Below are 15991 nucleotides of genomic sequence, written 5' to 3'. Positions count from 1 at the left end.
TAACGTGCGGCCCCTCCCGCTCAGGGAGGGGATAAGACACGGTCCATCACTCACGATACGACAGGGCTCGCGGTATGCTGTACGGATTTTCTGGCGTTATTTTACAGGGCGCGCTTGTCACCCTTGAGCTGGCTATCAGCTCCGTGGTGCTGGCGGTGCTGATAGGTCTGGCAGGCGCAGGGGCGAAGCTTTCGGCAAACAAACCGCTGGCGCTGATTTTTGAAGGTTATACCACGCTGATTCGCGGCGTTCCCGATCTGGTGCTGATGCTGCTTATCTTTTACGGGCTGCAGATTGCGCTTAACAGCGTGACGGACGCCATGGGAATGGGGCAGATCGATATCGACCCGATGGTGGCCGGTATTATCACTCTCGGTTTTATCTACGGCGCGTACTTTACCGAAACTTTCCGCGGCGCTTATATGGCGGTACCGAAAGGACACATAGAAGCGGCGACCGCCTACGGTTTTACCTCCTCCCAGACGTTTCGCCGGATTATGTTCCCGGCCATGATGCGCTACGCGCTTCCGGGCATTGGCAACAACTGGCAGGTTATCCTCAAGGCCACGGCGCTGGTCTCTCTGCTGGGTCTGGAAGATGTGGTAAAGGCCACGCAGCTTGCCGGTAAAAGTACCTGGGAGCCGTTCTACTTTGCGGTGGTGTGTGGCGTGATCTATCTGGTCTTTACGACCGTCTCCAATGGTGTGCTGCTTCTGCTCGAACGTCGCTACTCCGTGGGTGTGAAGAGGGCTGACCTGTGATTGAGATTATTCAGGAATACTGGAAATCGCTGCTGTGGACGGACGGCTATCGCTTTACCGGCGTGGCCATTACGCTGTGGCTGCTGATCTCTTCGGTGGTGATGGGTGGCATTCTGGCGGTGTTTCTTGCCATTGGCCGCGTGTCGAACAATAAATTTATTCAGTTCCCGATCTGGCTGTTTACCTACGTATTCCGCGGTACACCGCTGTACGTACAGTTGCTGGTGTTCTATTCGGGCATGTATACGCTGGAGATTGTGAAAGGCACCGAGATGCTGAACGCCTTCTTCCGCAGCGGCTTGAACTGTACGGTGCTGGCGTTGACGCTCAACACCTGCGCCTACACCACCGAGATTTTCGCCGGGGCTATCCGCTCCGTTCCTTACGGAGAAATCGAAGCGGCGCGCGCGTACGGCTTCTCGTCGGTGAAACTGTACCGCTGCATTATTCTGCCGTCGGCGCTGCGTATCGCATTGCCAGCCTACAGTAACGAAGTGATTTTAATGCTCCACTCCACCGCGCTGGCCTTTACCGCCACGGTGCCCGACCTGCTTAAAATCGCCCGCGATATTAACTCTGCGACCTATCAGCCGTTTACCGCGTTTGGCATTGCGGCAGTGCTCTATTTGATTATTTCATACGTCCTGATTAGCCTGTTCCGTAAGGCAGAAAAGCGCTGGTTGCAGCATATAAAACCCTCTTCGACGCACTGAGAATGATGATGGCTGAGAACAAATTAAACGTAATTGATTTGCACAAACGCTACGGCGAACATGAAGTGCTGAAAGGGGTGTCGCTGCAGGCAAATGCAGGCGACGTGATCAGTATTATCGGATCATCTGGCTCGGGGAAAAGTACCTTCCTGCGCTGCATCAACTTCCTCGAAAAGCCGAGTGAAGGCTCAATTGTGGTGAGCGGGCAGAATATCAATCTGACCCGGGATAAAGACGGCCAGCTGAAAGTGGCAGATAAGAACCAGCTGCGCCTGCTGCGCACGCGGCTGACAATGGTATTCCAGCACTTCAACCTCTGGAGCCACATGACGGTGCTGGAGAACGTGATGGAAGCGCCGGTTCAGGTGCTGGGTTTAAGCAAGCAGGAGGCCCGTGAGCGCGCGGTGAAATACCTGGCAAAAGTGGGTATCGATGAGCGACAGCAGATAAAGTACCCGGTGCATCTCTCTGGTGGTCAGCAGCAGCGTGTCTCTATCGCCCGCGCGCTGGCGATGGAGCCTGAAGTATTGCTGTTCGACGAACCGACCTCAGCACTTGACCCGGAACTGGTTGGCGAAGTACTGCGCATCATGCAAAAGCTGGCGGAAGAGGGTAAAACCATGGTCGTAGTAACGCACGAGATGGGCTTTGCCCGCAACGTCTCGAACCACGTGATCTTCCTGCATCAGGGGAAAATCGAAGAGCAGGGACATCCGGATGAGGTGCTGGCGAATCCGCAAAGCCCGCGTTTGCAGCAGTTCCTGAAGGGCTCTTTGAAGTAGGTTTTGCCTTTCTCCCTCTCCCCCTGGGAGAGGGCCGCAGTGCAGCCCAATCGCCCGGTGGCGCTTCGCTTACCGGGCCTACAGGCTGGGTTTTCTCCCTCTCCTGTGGGAGAGGGCCGGGGTGAGGGCATCAAACCGCACCGCACTCCAGCCGATACACCCAGTCGTCATACCGTACGCCGTCAATCTCGTACGCCTTCTCCAGCACCTGCGTACGCACAAACCCCGCTTTCTCCAGTACCCGCACCGACCCGCCGTTGTCCGCCAGCACGTAGGCGTTAATCGCTTTCACGCCGGTCTGGTTAAACGCATACTCACATACCGCCCGCAACGCCTCACTGGCGATACCTTGCCCCTGTGCAGCAGGCACAACCGTATAGCCAATATCAGCCTCTTCACGATTCTCTGGGCTGATCTGCAGGCCGATATCGCCCAGCGGCGTGTCATCATCATGAAAACGAATCACAAAAACGTGCGCCGCCGTTAAGCGCGCAGCAAATACGCGCCGGGTCTCTTTTTCCGGCGCGATGGCGGCCATGTAACGCATGATATTGCGATCTTCCCGCAACGAGCGGAAGAAGGCCCAGTCAGTGGGTTCGAAAGGGGTGAGGTGAAGCCGGGGTGTGGTGATGGTTGCCATTGTTACGCCATTTCATCGGGACATGGCGTACAAATGTAACATATTCATCCCACCACATCCCTCAACGCCTCTTCTAAGTCATACCAGCGAAACGCAAACCCGGCCGCTTCCAGCCGTTTAGGCAGCGCGCGCTGCCCGCCCAGCACCAGCACGGACGCTTCACCCATCATCAGGCGAATCACCGTTGCGGGCACGCGCAAAATCGCCGGGCGATGCAGAGCATGGCCCAGCGCGTGGGCAAACTGCTCGTTACGCACCGGGTACGGCGCAACCATATTGAACGGCCCACGCAGATCGTTATCCAGCAGCCAGAGAATACCGTTGACCATATCGTCGATGTGGATCCACGGCAGATACTGACGGCCATTACCGATGGGGCCGCCCAGTCCGAGCCGGAACGGAGGAAGCATCTTCGCCAGAATGCCGCCTTTCGGCGCGAGAACGACGCCGGTACGCAGCAGGCACACGCGGGTATTATCGCTCTGGGCAGCACAGGCAATACGTTCCCACTGGGCGCAGAGCTTATGGGTAAACTCGTTGTGCGGCGGCTCTTCTTCGGTCACGACCACCTCACCGAGATCGCCGTAATAGCCTACCGCAGAACCGGAAATCAGTACCGATGGCGGGGTATGGCTGTTACGGATCAGCTCGACCAGCTTTTCGGTGATGTTCCAGCGGCTGCTGCATAACAGCTGTTTTTGCTCTTCTGTCCAGCGTTTGTCGGCGATAGGTTCACCGGCCAGGTTGATGACAGCGTCAAAGCCGTCCAGATTCTGCCGGTCAGCCAGATTTTTCCAGATGTCGATACCGGCACCCAGCACCTGGCGCGCTTTCTCAGGGCTGCGCGTTACCACGGTAATGTCGTGATGTAACGCCTGCAGGCGCGCAATGAGATGACGGCCAATCAGGCCTGTACCGCCGGTCAGCAGAATCTTCATACAACCTCCAGGTTTACGCCCGGCGCTGCCAGCTTAACGTCATGGAGACGGAGTCGGCATAACGCAGGGCGTGAAGTTTATCGATCTCTACTTCAGCATAAGTGACCCAGTGATGTTCGCGTGCGATGTCGAGCACATCCTGAGTTAATTTTTCCAGCAGAGAGAAGCGGTTATTTTCCACGTACTGAATGATGCTTTTCGTAATCGTGCGATAGTTCAGCGCGTCATTGATGTCTTCACTGCCTCTCGCTTTGTCTGCCGGATAGTGGATAACCACATTAATCACGATATCCTGACGGTTGGCGATCTCCTCGTCTTTGATACCGATAAAAGTACGTAAGCGTAAATTTTTTATACGAATAATAGCGTCATGCTGCGACATTGCAGGTCTTCTCCGTGTCAGTATTTCCTCCCCATAATACATGAGAGCCTGACACGCGCCCAACCGGGCGCAGGCCTAAATCTCCTGGATTTTTTTCATCGCACGCTCGGTCGCCGGGCGGGTGCGGATACGTTCAAACCAGTTGTTAACCGCCGGGTAAGAGGCTAAATCAATACGGTGACGTTCATGGGTATTGACCCACGGCCAGCAGGCGATATCGGCGATACTGTAATGATCGCCCCCGAGCCACGGTGATTTTTCCAGACGACGGTTCAGTACGCCGTACAGCCGCTGCGTTTCCACCTGATAGCGCTCTATCGCATACGGGATGGGTTGTGGCGCGTAAGCGGTAAAGTGGTGGTTCTGCCCCAGCATCGGGCCCAGGCCGCTTGTCTGCCAGAACAGCCACTGTAGCGTGTGGTGACGCTCGCGCAGTTCCTCGCTCAGCAGTTTGCCGGTTTTCTCCGCCAGATAGAGCAAAATCTCCCCGGATTCAAACAGGCTCAACGGTTTGCCGCCATCAGCTGGCAGGTTATCGATGATGGCCGGGATTTTGTTGTTCGGTGAGATGGCCAGAAAGAGAGGCCTGAACTGATCGCCTTTGCTGATATCCACGCGGATGATCCTGTATTCCAGCTCGGCTTCTTCAAGAAAGAGGGTGATCTTATGGCCGTTTGGAGTAGGGGCGTAATAAAGGTCGATCATTCTCAACTCCTGTCAGTGTGAAGTGTAATGCCATGACCAATCAGTATAGGTGGTTGTGCAAAATCGTGAGTTTTCATCAAGTGACAGCGGCGTAAAGAGACTATATGTTGAGGGAATACCGATCAGCCGATGAGGATGTTATGAACCAGCCTGTAATCACGTTGTGGTCCGATGCCCAATTCTTTTCACCCTATGTCATGAGCGTGTACGTGGCGCTGGCGGAAAAAGGGCTGTCATTTAGCCTGAAAACCATTGATCTGGACGGCGGCGAACACCTGAAACCGCAGTGGCAGGGTTACGATCTGACCCGGCGCGTGCCGGTACTGGACATTGATGGCTTCGCGCTGAGTGAATCGTCGGCGATCGATGAATACCTGGAAGATCGGTTCGCGCCACCAGAGTGGGAGCGTATTTATCCTCACGATCTGCAAAAGCGGGCCCGGGCACGGCAAATCCAGGCGTGGCTACGCAGCGATTTGGTGCCGATTCGCGTTGAACGCTCCACGGATGTGGTATTTGCGGGTGTGAAAAAGCCCGCCCTAAGTACTGAGGGGGCGCAGAGCGCGCAAAAGCTGATTGACACCGCCACCTCGCTGCTGGCCCACGGTAACCCGAACCTGTTTGGCGAATGGTGTATTGCCGATACCGACCTGGCGCTGATGCTGAACCGCTTGATCCTTAACGGCGATGACGTCCCCCAGCTGCTGGTGGATTACGCCACTTTCCAGTGGCAACGTGCGTCGGTGCAGCGCTATGTGGCACTCTCCGCTAAGCGCGTCGGCTGATAAGCCCTGGCGCTTAAGGTATGATAAGGGCAGTCTGTTTTTCTGAGGAGTGACTGATGAAACTGATGTTTGCGTCGGATATCCATGGATCGCTGCCCGCGACCGAGCGCGTTCTTTCCCTGTTCGCACAAAGTGGGGCGCAGTGGCTGGTTATTTTGGGCGACGTGTTGAACCATGGCCCACGTAACGCATTGCCGGAAGGCTATGCCCCTGCGCAGGTGGCGGAAAAACTCAACCCGTATGCCTCGCGCATTATCGCCGTGCGCGGTAACTGCGACAGCGAAGTGGATCAGATGCTGCTGCACTTCCCCATGACCGCTCCGTGGCAACAGGTGCTGCTGGAAAAATGCCGTCTGTTCCTCACCCATGGTCATCTTTTTAGCCCGGATAATCTCCCGGCGCTGGCCGCTGGCGATGTCCTGGTTTACGGCCATACTCATATTCCGGTAGCAGAAAAACGCGGGGAGATTTATCACTTCAACCCAGGTTCGGTCAGCATCCCGAAAGGCGGATACCCGGCGAGCTATGGCATGCTTGATGAGCATACGTTAAGCGTTATCGCACTTAATGATCAGCAAGTTATTGCACAGGTAGCGATTAATCCGTAAGTTACACCTCAACTGTAAACGCGCCGTAAGAGCGCTTAGACGAGAAGGTTTCCCGATGGTGGAGCAGAGTCATTTGGCAAGTACAGAGTGGGTTGACATTGTCAACGAAGAGAATGAAGTGATCGCGCAGGCCAGCCGCGAACAAATGCGCGCTGAACGCCTGCGTCATCGTGCGACGTATATTGTTGTTCATGACGGCATGGGCAAAATTTTGGTTCAACGCCGCACGGACACCAAAGATTTTCTCCCTGGTATGCTGGATGCCACTGCGGGCGGTGTCGTTCAGGCGGATGAGGTCCTGCTGGATTCCGCACGCCGTGAAGCGGAAGAAGAGCTAGGCATTGCGGGCGTACCGTTTGCCGAGCATGGACAGTTCTATTTTGAAGACGAACATTGCCGTGTCTGGGGCGGGCTGTTTAGCTGCGTTTCCCACGGGCCGTTCGCCCTGCAGGAAGAAGAAGTAAGCGAAGTGAGCTGGATGACGCCGGAAGAGATCACCGCGCGTTGTGACGAGTTCACGCCGGATTCGTTAAAAGCACTGGCGCTGTGGATGACCCGCAACGCCAAAAACGAATCGACCAAATCTGAGAAAGAAGAAGAGGCCGAATAAGCTTTAGCAGCTCTCCCTCAGACACAGACTGGATGCGATGGGTTTCTGATCGCGCCAGTCTCCGTCATTCAGACGTTCCAGCAATGCACGTCCCGCTTCAATACCAATCTTACGATGGGGTACTGCCATCGTCGTAAGCGGCGGCTGACAGACACGGCTGACGTCGCTGTCGCCAAACCCGACCACGGCCAAATCGTCCGGCACCTTGATACGCCTGCGCTGGCACTCGTACAGCGCGCCACAGGCCAGTTCATCTGAGACGCAAACCAGCGCATCCAGCTCCGGCCACGCCAGCAGAAATTCAGGAAGTTGTGCGGCCCCCGTCGAAAAGCTCGGCGGCATGGCGGCGTTAATCACCCGGTTAGGTGACATATGGTGGCGCAGCATCGCTTTGTACCAGCCCTGCAAATGCTGCTGGAAAATCCACTGCTCCTGGTTGGCACACAGCAGGCCGATGTTCTGGTAGCCGCGTTTGATGACCATTTCCGTAAGTTCATACATGGCCGCGACGTTATCAATCCCGATATTCATATCGATGGGATCGGCGCGCATGGCGCCCATCTCCATCACCGGAATCGAGGCGTTTTTTAGCCAGTGACGCACGGTGTCAGTATGTTCGACGCTGAGCAAAATCGCTGCGGCGATATTTGACGCCAGCAGCGTTTCCAGCAATTTCTCTTCCTGTTCAAGACGATGCTGGGATTCGGCCAGCATGATCTGATAGCCGGCGGGCTGTAACACCTGCTGGAGCCCGGCGAACATTTCTGAACAACCGGCTTCGGAAAGATTGGGGACGACCATCGCAATCGTCCATGACGAGGCCGAAGCCAGCGCACTGGCTGCAAGATTGGGCATATAGCCTAACTCTTGTACCGCGGCTTCTATTTTTTCTCGCAGTTTATCGGAAACCTGTTCAGGCGTGCGGAGAGCACGGGACACGGTCATTGTGCCCACACCGGCAAGCTGTGCGACATCGGCAAGTGTCACTTTACCGGTACTGCGCCGTTTTCGGGTTAGAGACATACACCTTCCTGCTGACAGGACGCCACTCATTTCATCCTTCGCTTCACGTGACAGGCAGTATACGCCTTAAATCCCTTTTTTTGCTGTGATTTCGCGCCAGGATGTCAATTTGATAGCGCTATCACACTTCTGCATGTTAGATCTTGGTAGCGCTATCTTTGTGATCCCGATCGCAGCCAATTCGTTATGCGTTGAATAAAGTTTGTTCATCTTTAGCGCGATGTCGGGAGGGAAAATGCTCAAAAAGTGGATATATGATACAACCATCACGCTGCAGGATAGCGTTGAGAGTTGGCCGCAGGCGCTGGAGATATGCGCGAAACCGTTGCTGGAGCTGCAGGTCATTGCGCCGGAATACGTAACGGCCATCATTGAGCAGCACCACACTTTAGGACCCTATTATGTGCTGGCACCAGGGCTGGCCATGCCGCATGCGCGGCCGGAAGAGGGGGCAAAAGGACTGGGCCTCTCATTATTAAAACTCAGGAAGGGCGTTTCATTCGGTGCAGGCGAATTTGATCCCGTCGATGTGATCGTTATGCTGGCAGCACCGGATAAACACAGCCATATCGAAATGATCTCCGCGCTGGCTGAATTATTTTCAAGCGATGAGGATATGGCTGAATTACATCAGGCGAATACCCTGGAGGAAATAAAAACGATAATCGACCGCTTCTGATTTAATTATTTAATCCGACTCGTCATACACATTACGCGCAAGCGTGATGGGACATACTCTACGCAAAAAAGGGGACAACAATGAAAATCATGGCTATATGCGGTTCTGGCCTGGGCAGTAGTTTTATGGTCGAAATGAATATTAAAAAAGTGCTTAAGAAGCTGGACATTGACGCCGAGGTTGAGCACTCCGATCTCTCTTCAGCCACGCCCGGTGCGGCCGATCTTTTCGTGATGGCGAAAGATATTGCCTCCAGCGCCAGCGTGCCGGAAAACCAGCTGGTGGTGATCAACAACATCATCGATATCAACGAACTTGAAGCGCAGCTGCGTGCCTGGTTCGAAAGACAATAACCCTGATAAGGCGAGGTGGATATGTTTATCCTTGAAACGCTGAATTTCGTTGTCGATATTTTAAAAGTCCCTTCCGTGCTGGTAGGCCTGATTGCCTTAATTGGTCTCGTTGCGCAGAAAAAAGCCTTTTCTGACGTTGTAAAAGGGACCATTAAAACTATTCTCGGGTTTATTGTGCTGGGCGGTGGCGCCACCGTGCTGGTGGGGTCTTTAAATCCATTAGGCGGTATGTTTGAACACGCCTTTAATATCCAGGGCATTATTCCCAATAATGAAGCGATTGTTTCCATTGCGCTGGAGAAATATGGGGCCTCGACTGCGCTGATTATGGCGTTTGGGATGGTGGCCAATATTCTCGTCGCCCGCTTTACCCGTCTGAAGTATATCTTCCTGACCGGACACCACACGTTCTACATGGCGTGCATGATTGGGGTGATCCTCACGGTTGCGGGCTTTGAAGGGGTAGGGCTGGTCTTTACGGGGTCGCTGATCCTCGGGCTGGTCATGGCCTTCTTCCCGGCGATTGCGCAGCGTTACATGAAGCGCATTACCGGCAACGATGATATTGCTTTCGGCCATTTCGGCACCCTGGGCTACGTGCTGTCCGGCTGGATTGGCAGCAAGGTCGGCAAAGGTTCACGTTCAACCGAAGAGATGAACCTGCCGAAGAACCTGAGCTTCCTGCGTGACAGCTCGATCTCCATCTCTCTGACCATGATGATTATCTACCTGATCATGGCGGTGAGCGCCGGGCGTGAATACGTCGAGGCGACCTTCAGCGGCGGTCAGAACTACCTGGTCTACGCCATTATCATGGCAATCACCTTCGCCGCAGGGGTGTTCATCATCCTGCAGGGTGTACGCCTGATTCTGGCAGAAATCGTCCCGGCCTTTACCGGCTTCTCAGAAAAACTGGTGCCCAATGCGCGTCCGGCCCTGGACTGCCCGGTGGTCTATCCGTATGCGCCCAACGCGGTGCTGATTGGCTTCCTGTTCAGCTTCCTCGGGGGGATTGTGGGGTTAATTATCTGCGGCCAGTTTAACTGGGTGCTGATCCTGCCGGGCGTGGTGCCGCACTTCTTCACCGGCGCAACCGCGGGCGTGTTTGGTAACGCCACCGGTGGACGTCGCGGGGCAATGATTGGCGCCTTTGCCAACGGGCTCTTAATCACCTTCCTGCCGGTGCTGCTGCTGCCTGTACTGGGAGCCATTGGCTTTGCCAATACCACTTTCTCGGACGCTGACTTCGGCGCCGTCGGGATTGTGCTTGGCAACCTGGCGCGCTTCCTGTCACCACTGGCCATCACCGGGCTTGTCGTTGCGTTGTTCGCGCTGCTGGTGGCGTACAACGTGTTCGCGAAAAACAAATCTGCGGGTGGTAATGCGCAGGAAAACACCGGAGCCAAATCATGAATGAGAATGAGATAACCGAACTCGCGCGTCAAATTCGACTCGAGACCCTGAAATCGCTGACGCTGCTGGGATTTGGTCACTACGGCGGCAGTATGTCGGTCGTCGAAACCCTGGCCGTACTGTACGGTGCGGTAATGAAAATTGACCCGGCAGACCCGGACTGGCCAGAACGAGACTACTTTGTCCTGTCGAAGGGCCATGCGGGACCGGCCCTGTACAGTACGCTGGCGATTAAGGGCTATTTCCCGATGGAAGAGCTGAGCACGCTTAACCAGAACGGCACACGCCTGCCAAGCCATCCGGACCGGCTAAAAACACGCGGTGTGGATGCCACGACCGGTTCGCTTGGTCAGGGGATCTCCATCGCGGGCGGCATGGCGCTGTCGCACAAGCTGGCCGGGCGGTCAAATCGGGTCTTTTGCATCGTCGGTGACGGCGAGCTGAACGAAGGGCAGTGCTGGGAAGCGTTCCAGTTTATTGCCCACCATCGTCTTAACAACCTGACGATATTTGTGGACTGGAACAAACAACAGCTTGATGGCGAGCTGGATGAGATCATCTGCGCGTTCGATCTGGAAGGGAAATTCCGCGCCTTTGGTTTTGACGTGGTGACGGTGAAAGGAGATGACATCCCGGCACTGCTGAAGGTCACTGCACCGGTTCCGCCAGCGGATGCGCGTCCGCGGGTGGTGATCCTCGACAGCATCAAAGGACAGGGAGTGGCGTATCTGGAACAGCTGGGTAACTCGCACCATCTGCGATTGACCCCGGAGAGCAAAGCGGCCCTCGACGAGGCGATCCGCCAGCTGGAGGTAACTCATGATTAAGGTTGCACCTGCAGGACAGAAAGATGCCATAGAGATGCGTAAGATCTACGCGGGCTTTGTGGCAAAACAGATTGAAGCCGGGAGCGAGATCATCGCCCTGGAAGCGGATCTGATGAGCTCAATGGCGATGGACGGCGTGGCGCGCGATTATCCGCAACATGTGATCAACTGCGGCATTATGGAGGCCAACGTGATCGGTACCGCGGCCGGGCTGTCACTCACCGGCCGCAAGCCGTTTGTTCATACCTTTACCGCCTTTGCCAGCCGTCGCTGCTTCGACCAGCTGTTTATGTCCCTGGACTACCAGCGAAATAACGTGAAGGTTATTGCCTCGGATGCGGGCGTGACGGCCTGCCATAACGGCGGGACGCATATGTCGTTCGAGGATATGGGCATTGTGCGCGGTCTGGCGCATTCGGTAGTGCTGGAGGTGACTGACGCGGTGATGTTTGAAGACATACTGCGCCAGCTTATCGACCTCGACGGGTTCTACTGGGTACGTACTATCCGTAAGCAGGCGCCGAGCGTGTATGCCCCGGGTTCAACGTTTACCATCGGCAAAGGCAATGTCCTGCGCGAAGGAAGCGACATTACCCTGATTGCCAACGGCATTATGGTGGCCGAAGCGCTGGAAGCGGCCCGTCAGCTTGAGCAGGAGGGCGTTAGCGCGGCAGTGATAGACATGTTTACCCTGAAGCCCATCGACCGGATGCTGGTGAAAAACTACGCCGAGAAAACCGGGAAGATCGTGACCTGCGAAAACCACAGCATTCACAACGGGCTGGGCTCGGCGGTGGCGGAAGTGCTGGTGGAGACCTGCCCGGTGCCGATGCGTCGCGTGGGGGTGAAGGAGCGTTACGGCCAGGTAGGGACGCAGGACTTCCTGCAGAAGGAGTATGGCCTGACGGCGCATGACATTGTTTCAGCGGCGCGAGAGTTGCTGTAAATAAAAAAGGCGACCGTGGGGTCGCCTTTTTGTTGCCCGGTGGCGCTAGCGCCATCCGGCAAGACCTTATTTACTGCTGCTGCGAAGACTGGATCGCCGTCAGCGCGATGGTGTAGACGATATCGTCTACCAGCGCGCCACGGGACAGGTCGTTCACAGGTTTGCGCATACCCTGCAGCATTGGCCCGATGGAGATCAGGTCTGCTGAACGCTGTACCGCTTTGTAGGTGGTGTTACCGGTGTTCAGATCCGGGAAGATGAACACGGTAGCGCGACCTGCAACCGGGGAGTTTGGCGCTTTGGATTTCGCAACGTCAGCCATAACTGCGGCATCGTACTGCAGCGGGCCGTCGATCATCAGATCAGGGCGTTTTTCCTGTGCAATACGGGTCGCTTCACGCACTTTCTCTACGTCGCTACCTGCACCAGAGGTACCGGTGGAGTAGGAGAGCATCGCGACGCGTGGTTCGATACCGAAGGCAATCGCGGAGTCCGCGGACTGGATTGCGATTTCAGCCAGCTGCTCTGCGGTTGGATCCGGGTTGATCGCACAGTCGCCGTAAACGTAAACCTGTTCAGGCAGCAGCATGAAGAACACGGAGGAAACCAGAGAGCTGCCTGGAGCCGTTTTGATAAGCTGCAGCGGTGGACGGATGGTGTTCGCGGTAGTGTGAACCGCACCGGATACCAGGCCGTCAACTTCGTCCTGCTCCAGCATCAGCGTACCCAGCACCACGTTGTCTTCCAGCTGCTCACGCGCAACGGCTTCGGTCATGCCTTTGTTCTTACGCAGTTCGACCAGACGGGCAACGTAGCTTTCGCGAACCACTTCTGGATCAACGATTTCGATGCCAGCACCCAGCTCAACGCCCTGGGATGCCGCAACGCGGTTAATCTCATCCGGGTTACCCAGCAGCACACAGGTCGCGATGCCGCGCTCTGCACAGATAGCTGCCGCTTTCACGGTACGTGGTTCGTCGCCTTCAGGCAGAACAACACGTTTGCCCGCTTTACGCGCCAGCTCGGTCAGCTGGTAACGGAAGGCCGGAGGAGACAGACGACGGCTGCGCTCGGAGGTCGCGGTCAGGGATTCGATCCAGTCTGCGTTGATGTAGCTTGCAACGTATTCCTGAACTTTCTCGATACGCTCGTGGTCATCAACCGGCACTTCCAGGTTGAAGCTCTGCAGGCTCAGGGAGGTCTGCCAGGTGTTGGTATTAACCATGAATACCGGCAGGCCAGTCGCGAACGCGCGTTCGCACAGCTTGCTGACGCGTGGATCCATCTCGTAAGCACCGGTCAGCAGGATAGCACCGATTTCTACGCCATTCATCGCGGCCAGGCAGGCAGCAACCAGCACGTCTGGACGGTCTGCGGAGGTCACCAGCAGGGAACCAGCACGGAAGTGCTCCAGCATATGCGGAATGCTGCGGGCGCAGAAGGTCACGGATTTCACGCGGCGGGTATTGATGTCGCCTTCGTTGATCACGGTGGCGTTCAGGTGACGCGCCATATCGATGGCACGGGTGGCAATCAGATCGAAGCTCCACGGCACCGCGCCCAGAACCGGCAGCGGGCTGGATTCCTGCAGTTTAGCCGGGTCAACTTTAATGACTTTCGCTTTGGAAGAGTCGTCGAAGATCTCGGACAGGTCAGGACGCGTACGACCCTGCTCATCCACAGGCGCATTCAGTTTGTTGACGATTACGCCCGTGATGTTGGTGTTTTTAGTACCACCGAAGCTGCTGCGGGTCAGTTCGATACGCTCTTTCAGCTGCTCTGGGGTATCTGTGCCCTGAGACATCACAAAGACGATCTCGGCGTTCAGGGTTTTCGCAATTTCGAAGTTCAGCGACTGGGCAAACTGGTGTTTGCGGGTCGGAACCAGGCCTTCAACCAGCACCACTTCCGCGTCTTTTGTATTGGCGTGGTAGTTGGCGATGATCTCTTCCATCAGCACGTCTTTCTGGTTGCTGGAGAGCAGAGATTCAACGTGGTTCATCTTCAGCGGTTCGGCCGCTGGCAGATTGGAGTTCTTACGAACGATGGTGGTGGTCTGGTCTGGCGCATCGCCACCGGCACGTGGCTGGGCGATTGGCTTAAAGACGCTCAGACGAACGCCTTTGCGTTCCATAGCACGGATCACGCCAAGGCTGACGCTGGTCAGGCCGACGCTGGTTCCGGTAGGGATCAGCATAATAGTACGGGACACGGTTTATCCTCTTTCGTTACCGCCTGATTGTGGCGGGTGACAAAACAGCACCGCCAGCAGAGCTGGCGGTGTGGAATCAAGCAGTCAGACGGTGCGCGTCTTGCGCGATGACCAGCTCTTCGTTTGTTGGGATAACGAGAGCAGGGCGGGTGCCTTCTTTGTTGATGAAGCCAGACTTGCCGAAGCGGGCAGCCAGGTTACGCTCGTGATCAACCTCAAAGCCCAGAACGCCCAGTTTGCCCAGGGACAGTTCGCGAACCATTGCCGCGTTTTCACCGATACCACCGGTGAAGACAACAGCGTCCAGACGGCCATCCATCAGCGCAGTGTAAGAGCCGATGTATTTCGCCAGACGGTGGCAGTAAACGTCCATTGCACGTTTAGCGTCTTCTTTCTCTGCGTAGTTGTCTTCAACGTAACGGCAGTCGCTGGTGACTTCGGTCAGACCCAGCAGGCCAGACTCTTTGGTCAGCATTTTGTTGATCTGGTCAACGCTCATGCCCAGGGTGTCGTGCAGGTGGAAGATAATCGCCGGGTCGATGTCACCGGAACGCGTACCCATCACCAGACCTTCCAGCGGGGTCAGACCCATGGAGGTATCAACACATTTACCGTTGCGGATTGCAGAAACGGAACCACCGTTGCCCAGGTGGCAGGTGATGATGTTCACTTCTTCAACCGGTTTGTTCAGCACTTTTGCCGCTTCCTGAGTCACATAGAAGTGGCTGGTGCCGTGCGCGCCATAGCGACGAACACCGTGCTCTTTGTAGAGGCTGTATGGCAGGGCATAGAGGTAAGACTCTTCCGGCATGGTCTGATGGAACGCGGTGTCAAACACGGCCACGTTTTTGTCTTTCAGATTCGGGAAGGATTTCAGCGCTTCAGCGATACCGATCAGGTGCGCCGGGTTGTGCAGCGGTGCAAAAGATGCAGAGTCTTTGATGCCCTGGATAACAGAGTCGTCAATCACGACGGAACTGGTGTATTTCTCGCCACCATGGACGATACGGTGACCAATCGCAGTCAGCTGAGCAGACAGTTCTGGTTTTTGTGCCAGAATAGTGTTAACGATAAAGTTCAGCGCTTCACTGTGAGCGGCGCCTGCACCTAAAGCCGCTTCTTGTTTGCTGCCGTCCATCTTCCACTTGATACGTGCTTCAGGCAGATGGAAACATTCGGCCAAACCAGAGAGGTACTCGTCACCGTTGAGCGCATCGATGATGGCGAATTTCAGTGAGGAGCTACCGCAGTTCAGAACCAGTACTAACTTACTCGACATGGAAGTACCTATAATTGATACGTGGCTAAAAAAACGTCAAAGAGTCTAAAAGCGTAACGCATGCTGACCCAGACATTTATGATTAACATCATGCCAAACGAACATTCTGGCAGGATGGAAGAAATACCTATGATTTTAAGCCATTTTGAACATTTTTCAGACAATGGCATAATATGCGATAATTTGACGAGTTAACGATTCTCGTCTACGGCCCTATCAGGCTGGCACAGGATACCCGATACGGGGTAGTGATGACAAAATATTTTGAACGTTGTCATAGCTTGTTGTGGTTTTGCACGAAAATTTTAATTTTTATATGTGAAGTTGAGGTATGC

Annotated in this window: 18 protein-coding genes; 11 read left to right on the top strand and 7 right to left on the bottom strand. The window is 55.3% G+C overall.

The genetic code is table 11. The annotated features are described in order from the left end of the window. The first annotated feature begins 74 nt into the window (after positions 1-74). From ACQG22_RS16545 to hisP, 3 genes are read left to right on the top strand one after another with little or no spacing between them, the layout of a single operon-like run. A complete protein-coding gene (locus ACQG22_RS16545; RefSeq protein WP_013098131.1) occupies positions 75-761 on the top strand; it encodes a histidine ABC transporter permease HisQ in 687 nt (228 codons plus the stop codon). After that, entirely contained in the window at positions 758-1474 is a 717-nt protein-coding gene (locus ACQG22_RS16540; protein WP_008502590.1) for an ABC transporter permease, read from the top strand. Before ACQG22_RS16545 ends, ACQG22_RS16540 begins: the two co-directional genes overlap by 4 nt. 8 nt (positions 1475-1482) lie before the next feature. After that, on the top strand, positions 1483-2256 hold the full coding sequence (gene hisP, locus ACQG22_RS16535) for a histidine ABC transporter ATP-binding protein HisP (RefSeq protein WP_020690627.1): 774 nt from the start codon (positions 1483-1485) through the stop codon (positions 2254-2256). Positions 2257-2386: 130 nt separating this feature from the next. Here hisP and ACQG22_RS16530 read toward each other — a convergent pair whose 3' ends face one another. The 4 genes from ACQG22_RS16530 to yfcG form a co-directional block, all read right to left on the bottom strand. Further along, positions 2387-2896 (bottom strand): GNAT family N-acetyltransferase, encoded by a 510-nt coding sequence (locus tag ACQG22_RS16530; protein WP_058662057.1) that lies wholly within the window; start codon positions 2894-2896, stop codon positions 2387-2389. Positions 2897-2940: 44 nt separating this feature from the next. Then, a complete protein-coding gene (locus ACQG22_RS16525; RefSeq protein ID WP_013098128.1) occupies positions 2941-3834 on the bottom strand; it encodes a TIGR01777 family oxidoreductase in 894 nt (297 codons plus the stop codon). Between the two features lie 13 nt (positions 3835-3847). After that, positions 3848-4216 (bottom strand): dihydroneopterin triphosphate 2'-epimerase, encoded by a 369-nt coding sequence (folX, locus tag ACQG22_RS16520; protein WP_013098127.1) that lies wholly within the window; start codon positions 4214-4216, stop codon positions 3848-3850. A gap of 75 nt (positions 4217-4291) precedes the next feature. Beyond that, positions 4292-4921 (bottom strand): GSH-dependent disulfide bond oxidoreductase, encoded by a 630-nt coding sequence (gene yfcG, locus ACQG22_RS16515; RefSeq protein ID WP_013098126.1) that lies wholly within the window; start codon positions 4919-4921, stop codon positions 4292-4294. 140 nt (positions 4922-5061) lie between these two features. Between yfcG and yfcF the strand changes: the two genes are divergently transcribed. Genes yfcF through yfcD form a run of 3 tightly spaced genes read left to right on the top strand, consistent with a single transcriptional unit; the run spans position 5062 to position 6924 of the window. After that, on the top strand, positions 5062-5706 hold the full coding sequence (gene yfcF / locus ACQG22_RS16510; protein WP_045903394.1) for a glutathione transferase: 645 nt from the start codon (positions 5062-5064) through the stop codon (positions 5704-5706). Between the two features lie 56 nt (positions 5707-5762). Further along, positions 5763-6314 (top strand): phosphodiesterase, encoded by a 552-nt coding sequence (yfcE, locus tag ACQG22_RS16505; protein ID WP_013098124.1) that lies wholly within the window; start codon positions 5763-5765, stop codon positions 6312-6314. Between the two features lie 55 nt (positions 6315-6369). Then, positions 6370-6924, top strand: a complete 555-nt coding sequence (yfcD, locus tag ACQG22_RS16500; protein ID WP_013098123.1) for an NUDIX hydrolase YfcD — start codon at positions 6370-6372, stop codon at positions 6922-6924. Between the two features lie 3 nt (positions 6925-6927). On the opposite strand, the gene ACQG22_RS16495 is transcribed toward yfcD, so the two are convergent. Beyond that, positions 6928-7947 carry a LacI family DNA-binding transcriptional regulator gene (locus ACQG22_RS16495; RefSeq protein WP_013098122.1) on the bottom strand — a complete coding sequence of 340 codons (1020 nt, stop codon included), beginning with the start codon at positions 7945-7947 and terminating at the stop codon, positions 6928-6930. 235 nt (positions 7948-8182) lie between these two features. Between ACQG22_RS16495 and ACQG22_RS16490 the strand changes: the two genes are divergently transcribed. From ACQG22_RS16490 to ACQG22_RS16470, 5 genes are all read left to right on the top strand, one after another. Next, complete coding sequence (locus ACQG22_RS16490; protein ID WP_013098121.1) at positions 8183-8626, top strand: PTS sugar transporter subunit IIA; 444 nt, start codon at positions 8183-8185, stop codon at positions 8624-8626. A gap of 80 nt (positions 8627-8706) precedes the next feature. Beyond that, positions 8707-8979, top strand: a complete 273-nt coding sequence (locus tag ACQG22_RS16485) for a PTS sugar transporter subunit IIB (protein WP_013098120.1) — start codon at positions 8707-8709, stop codon at positions 8977-8979. A 21-nt stretch (positions 8980-9000) separates the two neighbouring features. Continuing rightward, positions 9001-10392, top strand: a complete 1392-nt coding sequence (locus tag ACQG22_RS16480) for a PTS ascorbate transporter subunit IIC (RefSeq protein WP_023622509.1) — start codon at positions 9001-9003, stop codon at positions 10390-10392. Then, positions 10389-11219 (top strand): transketolase, encoded by an 831-nt coding sequence (locus ACQG22_RS16475; protein WP_369706723.1) that lies wholly within the window; start codon positions 10389-10391, stop codon positions 11217-11219. The genes ACQG22_RS16480 and ACQG22_RS16475 overlap by 4 nt, the downstream gene beginning before the upstream one ends. Further along, complete coding sequence (locus ACQG22_RS16470) at positions 11212-12165, top strand: transketolase family protein (protein WP_047352176.1); 954 nt, start codon at positions 11212-11214, stop codon at positions 12163-12165. The genes ACQG22_RS16475 and ACQG22_RS16470 overlap by 8 nt, the downstream gene beginning before the upstream one ends. A gap of 70 nt (positions 12166-12235) precedes the next feature. Here ACQG22_RS16470 and pta read toward each other — a convergent pair whose 3' ends face one another. Both pta and ackA read right to left on the bottom strand, forming a co-directional pair. Next, a complete protein-coding gene (pta, locus tag ACQG22_RS16465; RefSeq protein WP_013098116.1) occupies positions 12236-14377 on the bottom strand; it encodes a phosphate acetyltransferase in 2142 nt (713 codons plus the stop codon). Between the two features lie 76 nt (positions 14378-14453). Then, complete coding sequence (gene ackA / locus ACQG22_RS16460; RefSeq protein WP_013098115.1) at positions 14454-15656, bottom strand: acetate kinase; 1203 nt, start codon at positions 15654-15656, stop codon at positions 14454-14456. Between the last annotated feature and the right edge of the window lie 335 nt (positions 15657-15991).

The sequence above is a fragment of the Enterobacter cloacae complex sp. 309I3 genome (assembly GCF_050031595.1).
In the GTDB taxonomy this organism is placed as follows: domain Bacteria; phylum Pseudomonadota; class Gammaproteobacteria; order Enterobacterales; family Enterobacteriaceae; genus Enterobacter; species Enterobacter cloacae.
The sequence above is the reverse complement of the archived record's forward strand: the minus strand, read 5'-3'. Positions and strand labels throughout refer to the sequence as shown.

What these genes read in the sequence shown, in the direction of transcription:
- yfcE (WP_013098124.1), top strand. Translation starts at nt 5,763, where the DNA reads ATGAAACTGATGTTTGCGTCGGATATCCATGGATCGCTGCCCGCGACC.
- ACQG22_RS16485 (WP_013098120.1), top strand. Translation starts at nt 8,707, where the DNA reads ATGAAAATCATGGCTATATGCGGTTCTGGCCTGGGCAGTAGTTTTATG.
- ACQG22_RS16545 (WP_013098131.1), top strand. Translation starts at nt 75, where the DNA reads ATGCTGTACGGATTTTCTGGCGTTATTTTACAGGGCGCGCTTGTCACC.
- yfcG (WP_013098126.1), bottom strand. Translation starts at nt 4,921, where the DNA reads ATGATCGACCTTTATTACGCCCCTACTCCAAACGGCCATAAGATCACC.
- folX (WP_013098127.1), bottom strand. Translation starts at nt 4,216, where the DNA reads ATGTCGCAGCATGACGCTATTATTCGTATAAAAAATTTACGCTTACGT.
- hisP (WP_020690627.1), top strand. Translation starts at nt 1,483, where the DNA reads ATGGCTGAGAACAAATTAAACGTAATTGATTTGCACAAACGCTACGGC.
- ACQG22_RS16470 (WP_047352176.1), top strand. Translation starts at nt 11,212, where the DNA reads ATGATTAAGGTTGCACCTGCAGGACAGAAAGATGCCATAGAGATGCGT.
- ACQG22_RS16495 (WP_013098122.1), bottom strand. Translation starts at nt 7,947, where the DNA reads ATGTCTCTAACCCGAAAACGGCGCAGTACCGGTAAAGTGACACTTGCC.
- ACQG22_RS16475 (WP_369706723.1), top strand. Translation starts at nt 10,389, where the DNA reads ATGAATGAGAATGAGATAACCGAACTCGCGCGTCAAATTCGACTCGAG.
- ACQG22_RS16525 (WP_013098128.1), bottom strand. Translation starts at nt 3,834, where the DNA reads ATGAAGATTCTGCTGACCGGCGGTACAGGCCTGATTGGCCGTCATCTC.
- ACQG22_RS16480 (WP_023622509.1), top strand. Translation starts at nt 9,001, where the DNA reads ATGTTTATCCTTGAAACGCTGAATTTCGTTGTCGATATTTTAAAAGTC.
- ackA (WP_013098115.1), bottom strand. Translation starts at nt 15,656, where the DNA reads ATGTCGAGTAAGTTAGTACTGGTTCTGAACTGCGGTAGCTCCTCACTG.
- ACQG22_RS16490 (WP_013098121.1), top strand. Translation starts at nt 8,183, where the DNA reads ATGCTCAAAAAGTGGATATATGATACAACCATCACGCTGCAGGATAGC.
- ACQG22_RS16530 (WP_058662057.1), bottom strand. Translation starts at nt 2,896, where the DNA reads ATGGCAACCATCACCACACCCCGGCTTCACCTCACCCCTTTCGAACCC.
- yfcF (WP_045903394.1), top strand. Translation starts at nt 5,062, where the DNA reads ATGAACCAGCCTGTAATCACGTTGTGGTCCGATGCCCAATTCTTTTCA.
- yfcD (WP_013098123.1), top strand. Translation starts at nt 6,370, where the DNA reads ATGGTGGAGCAGAGTCATTTGGCAAGTACAGAGTGGGTTGACATTGTC.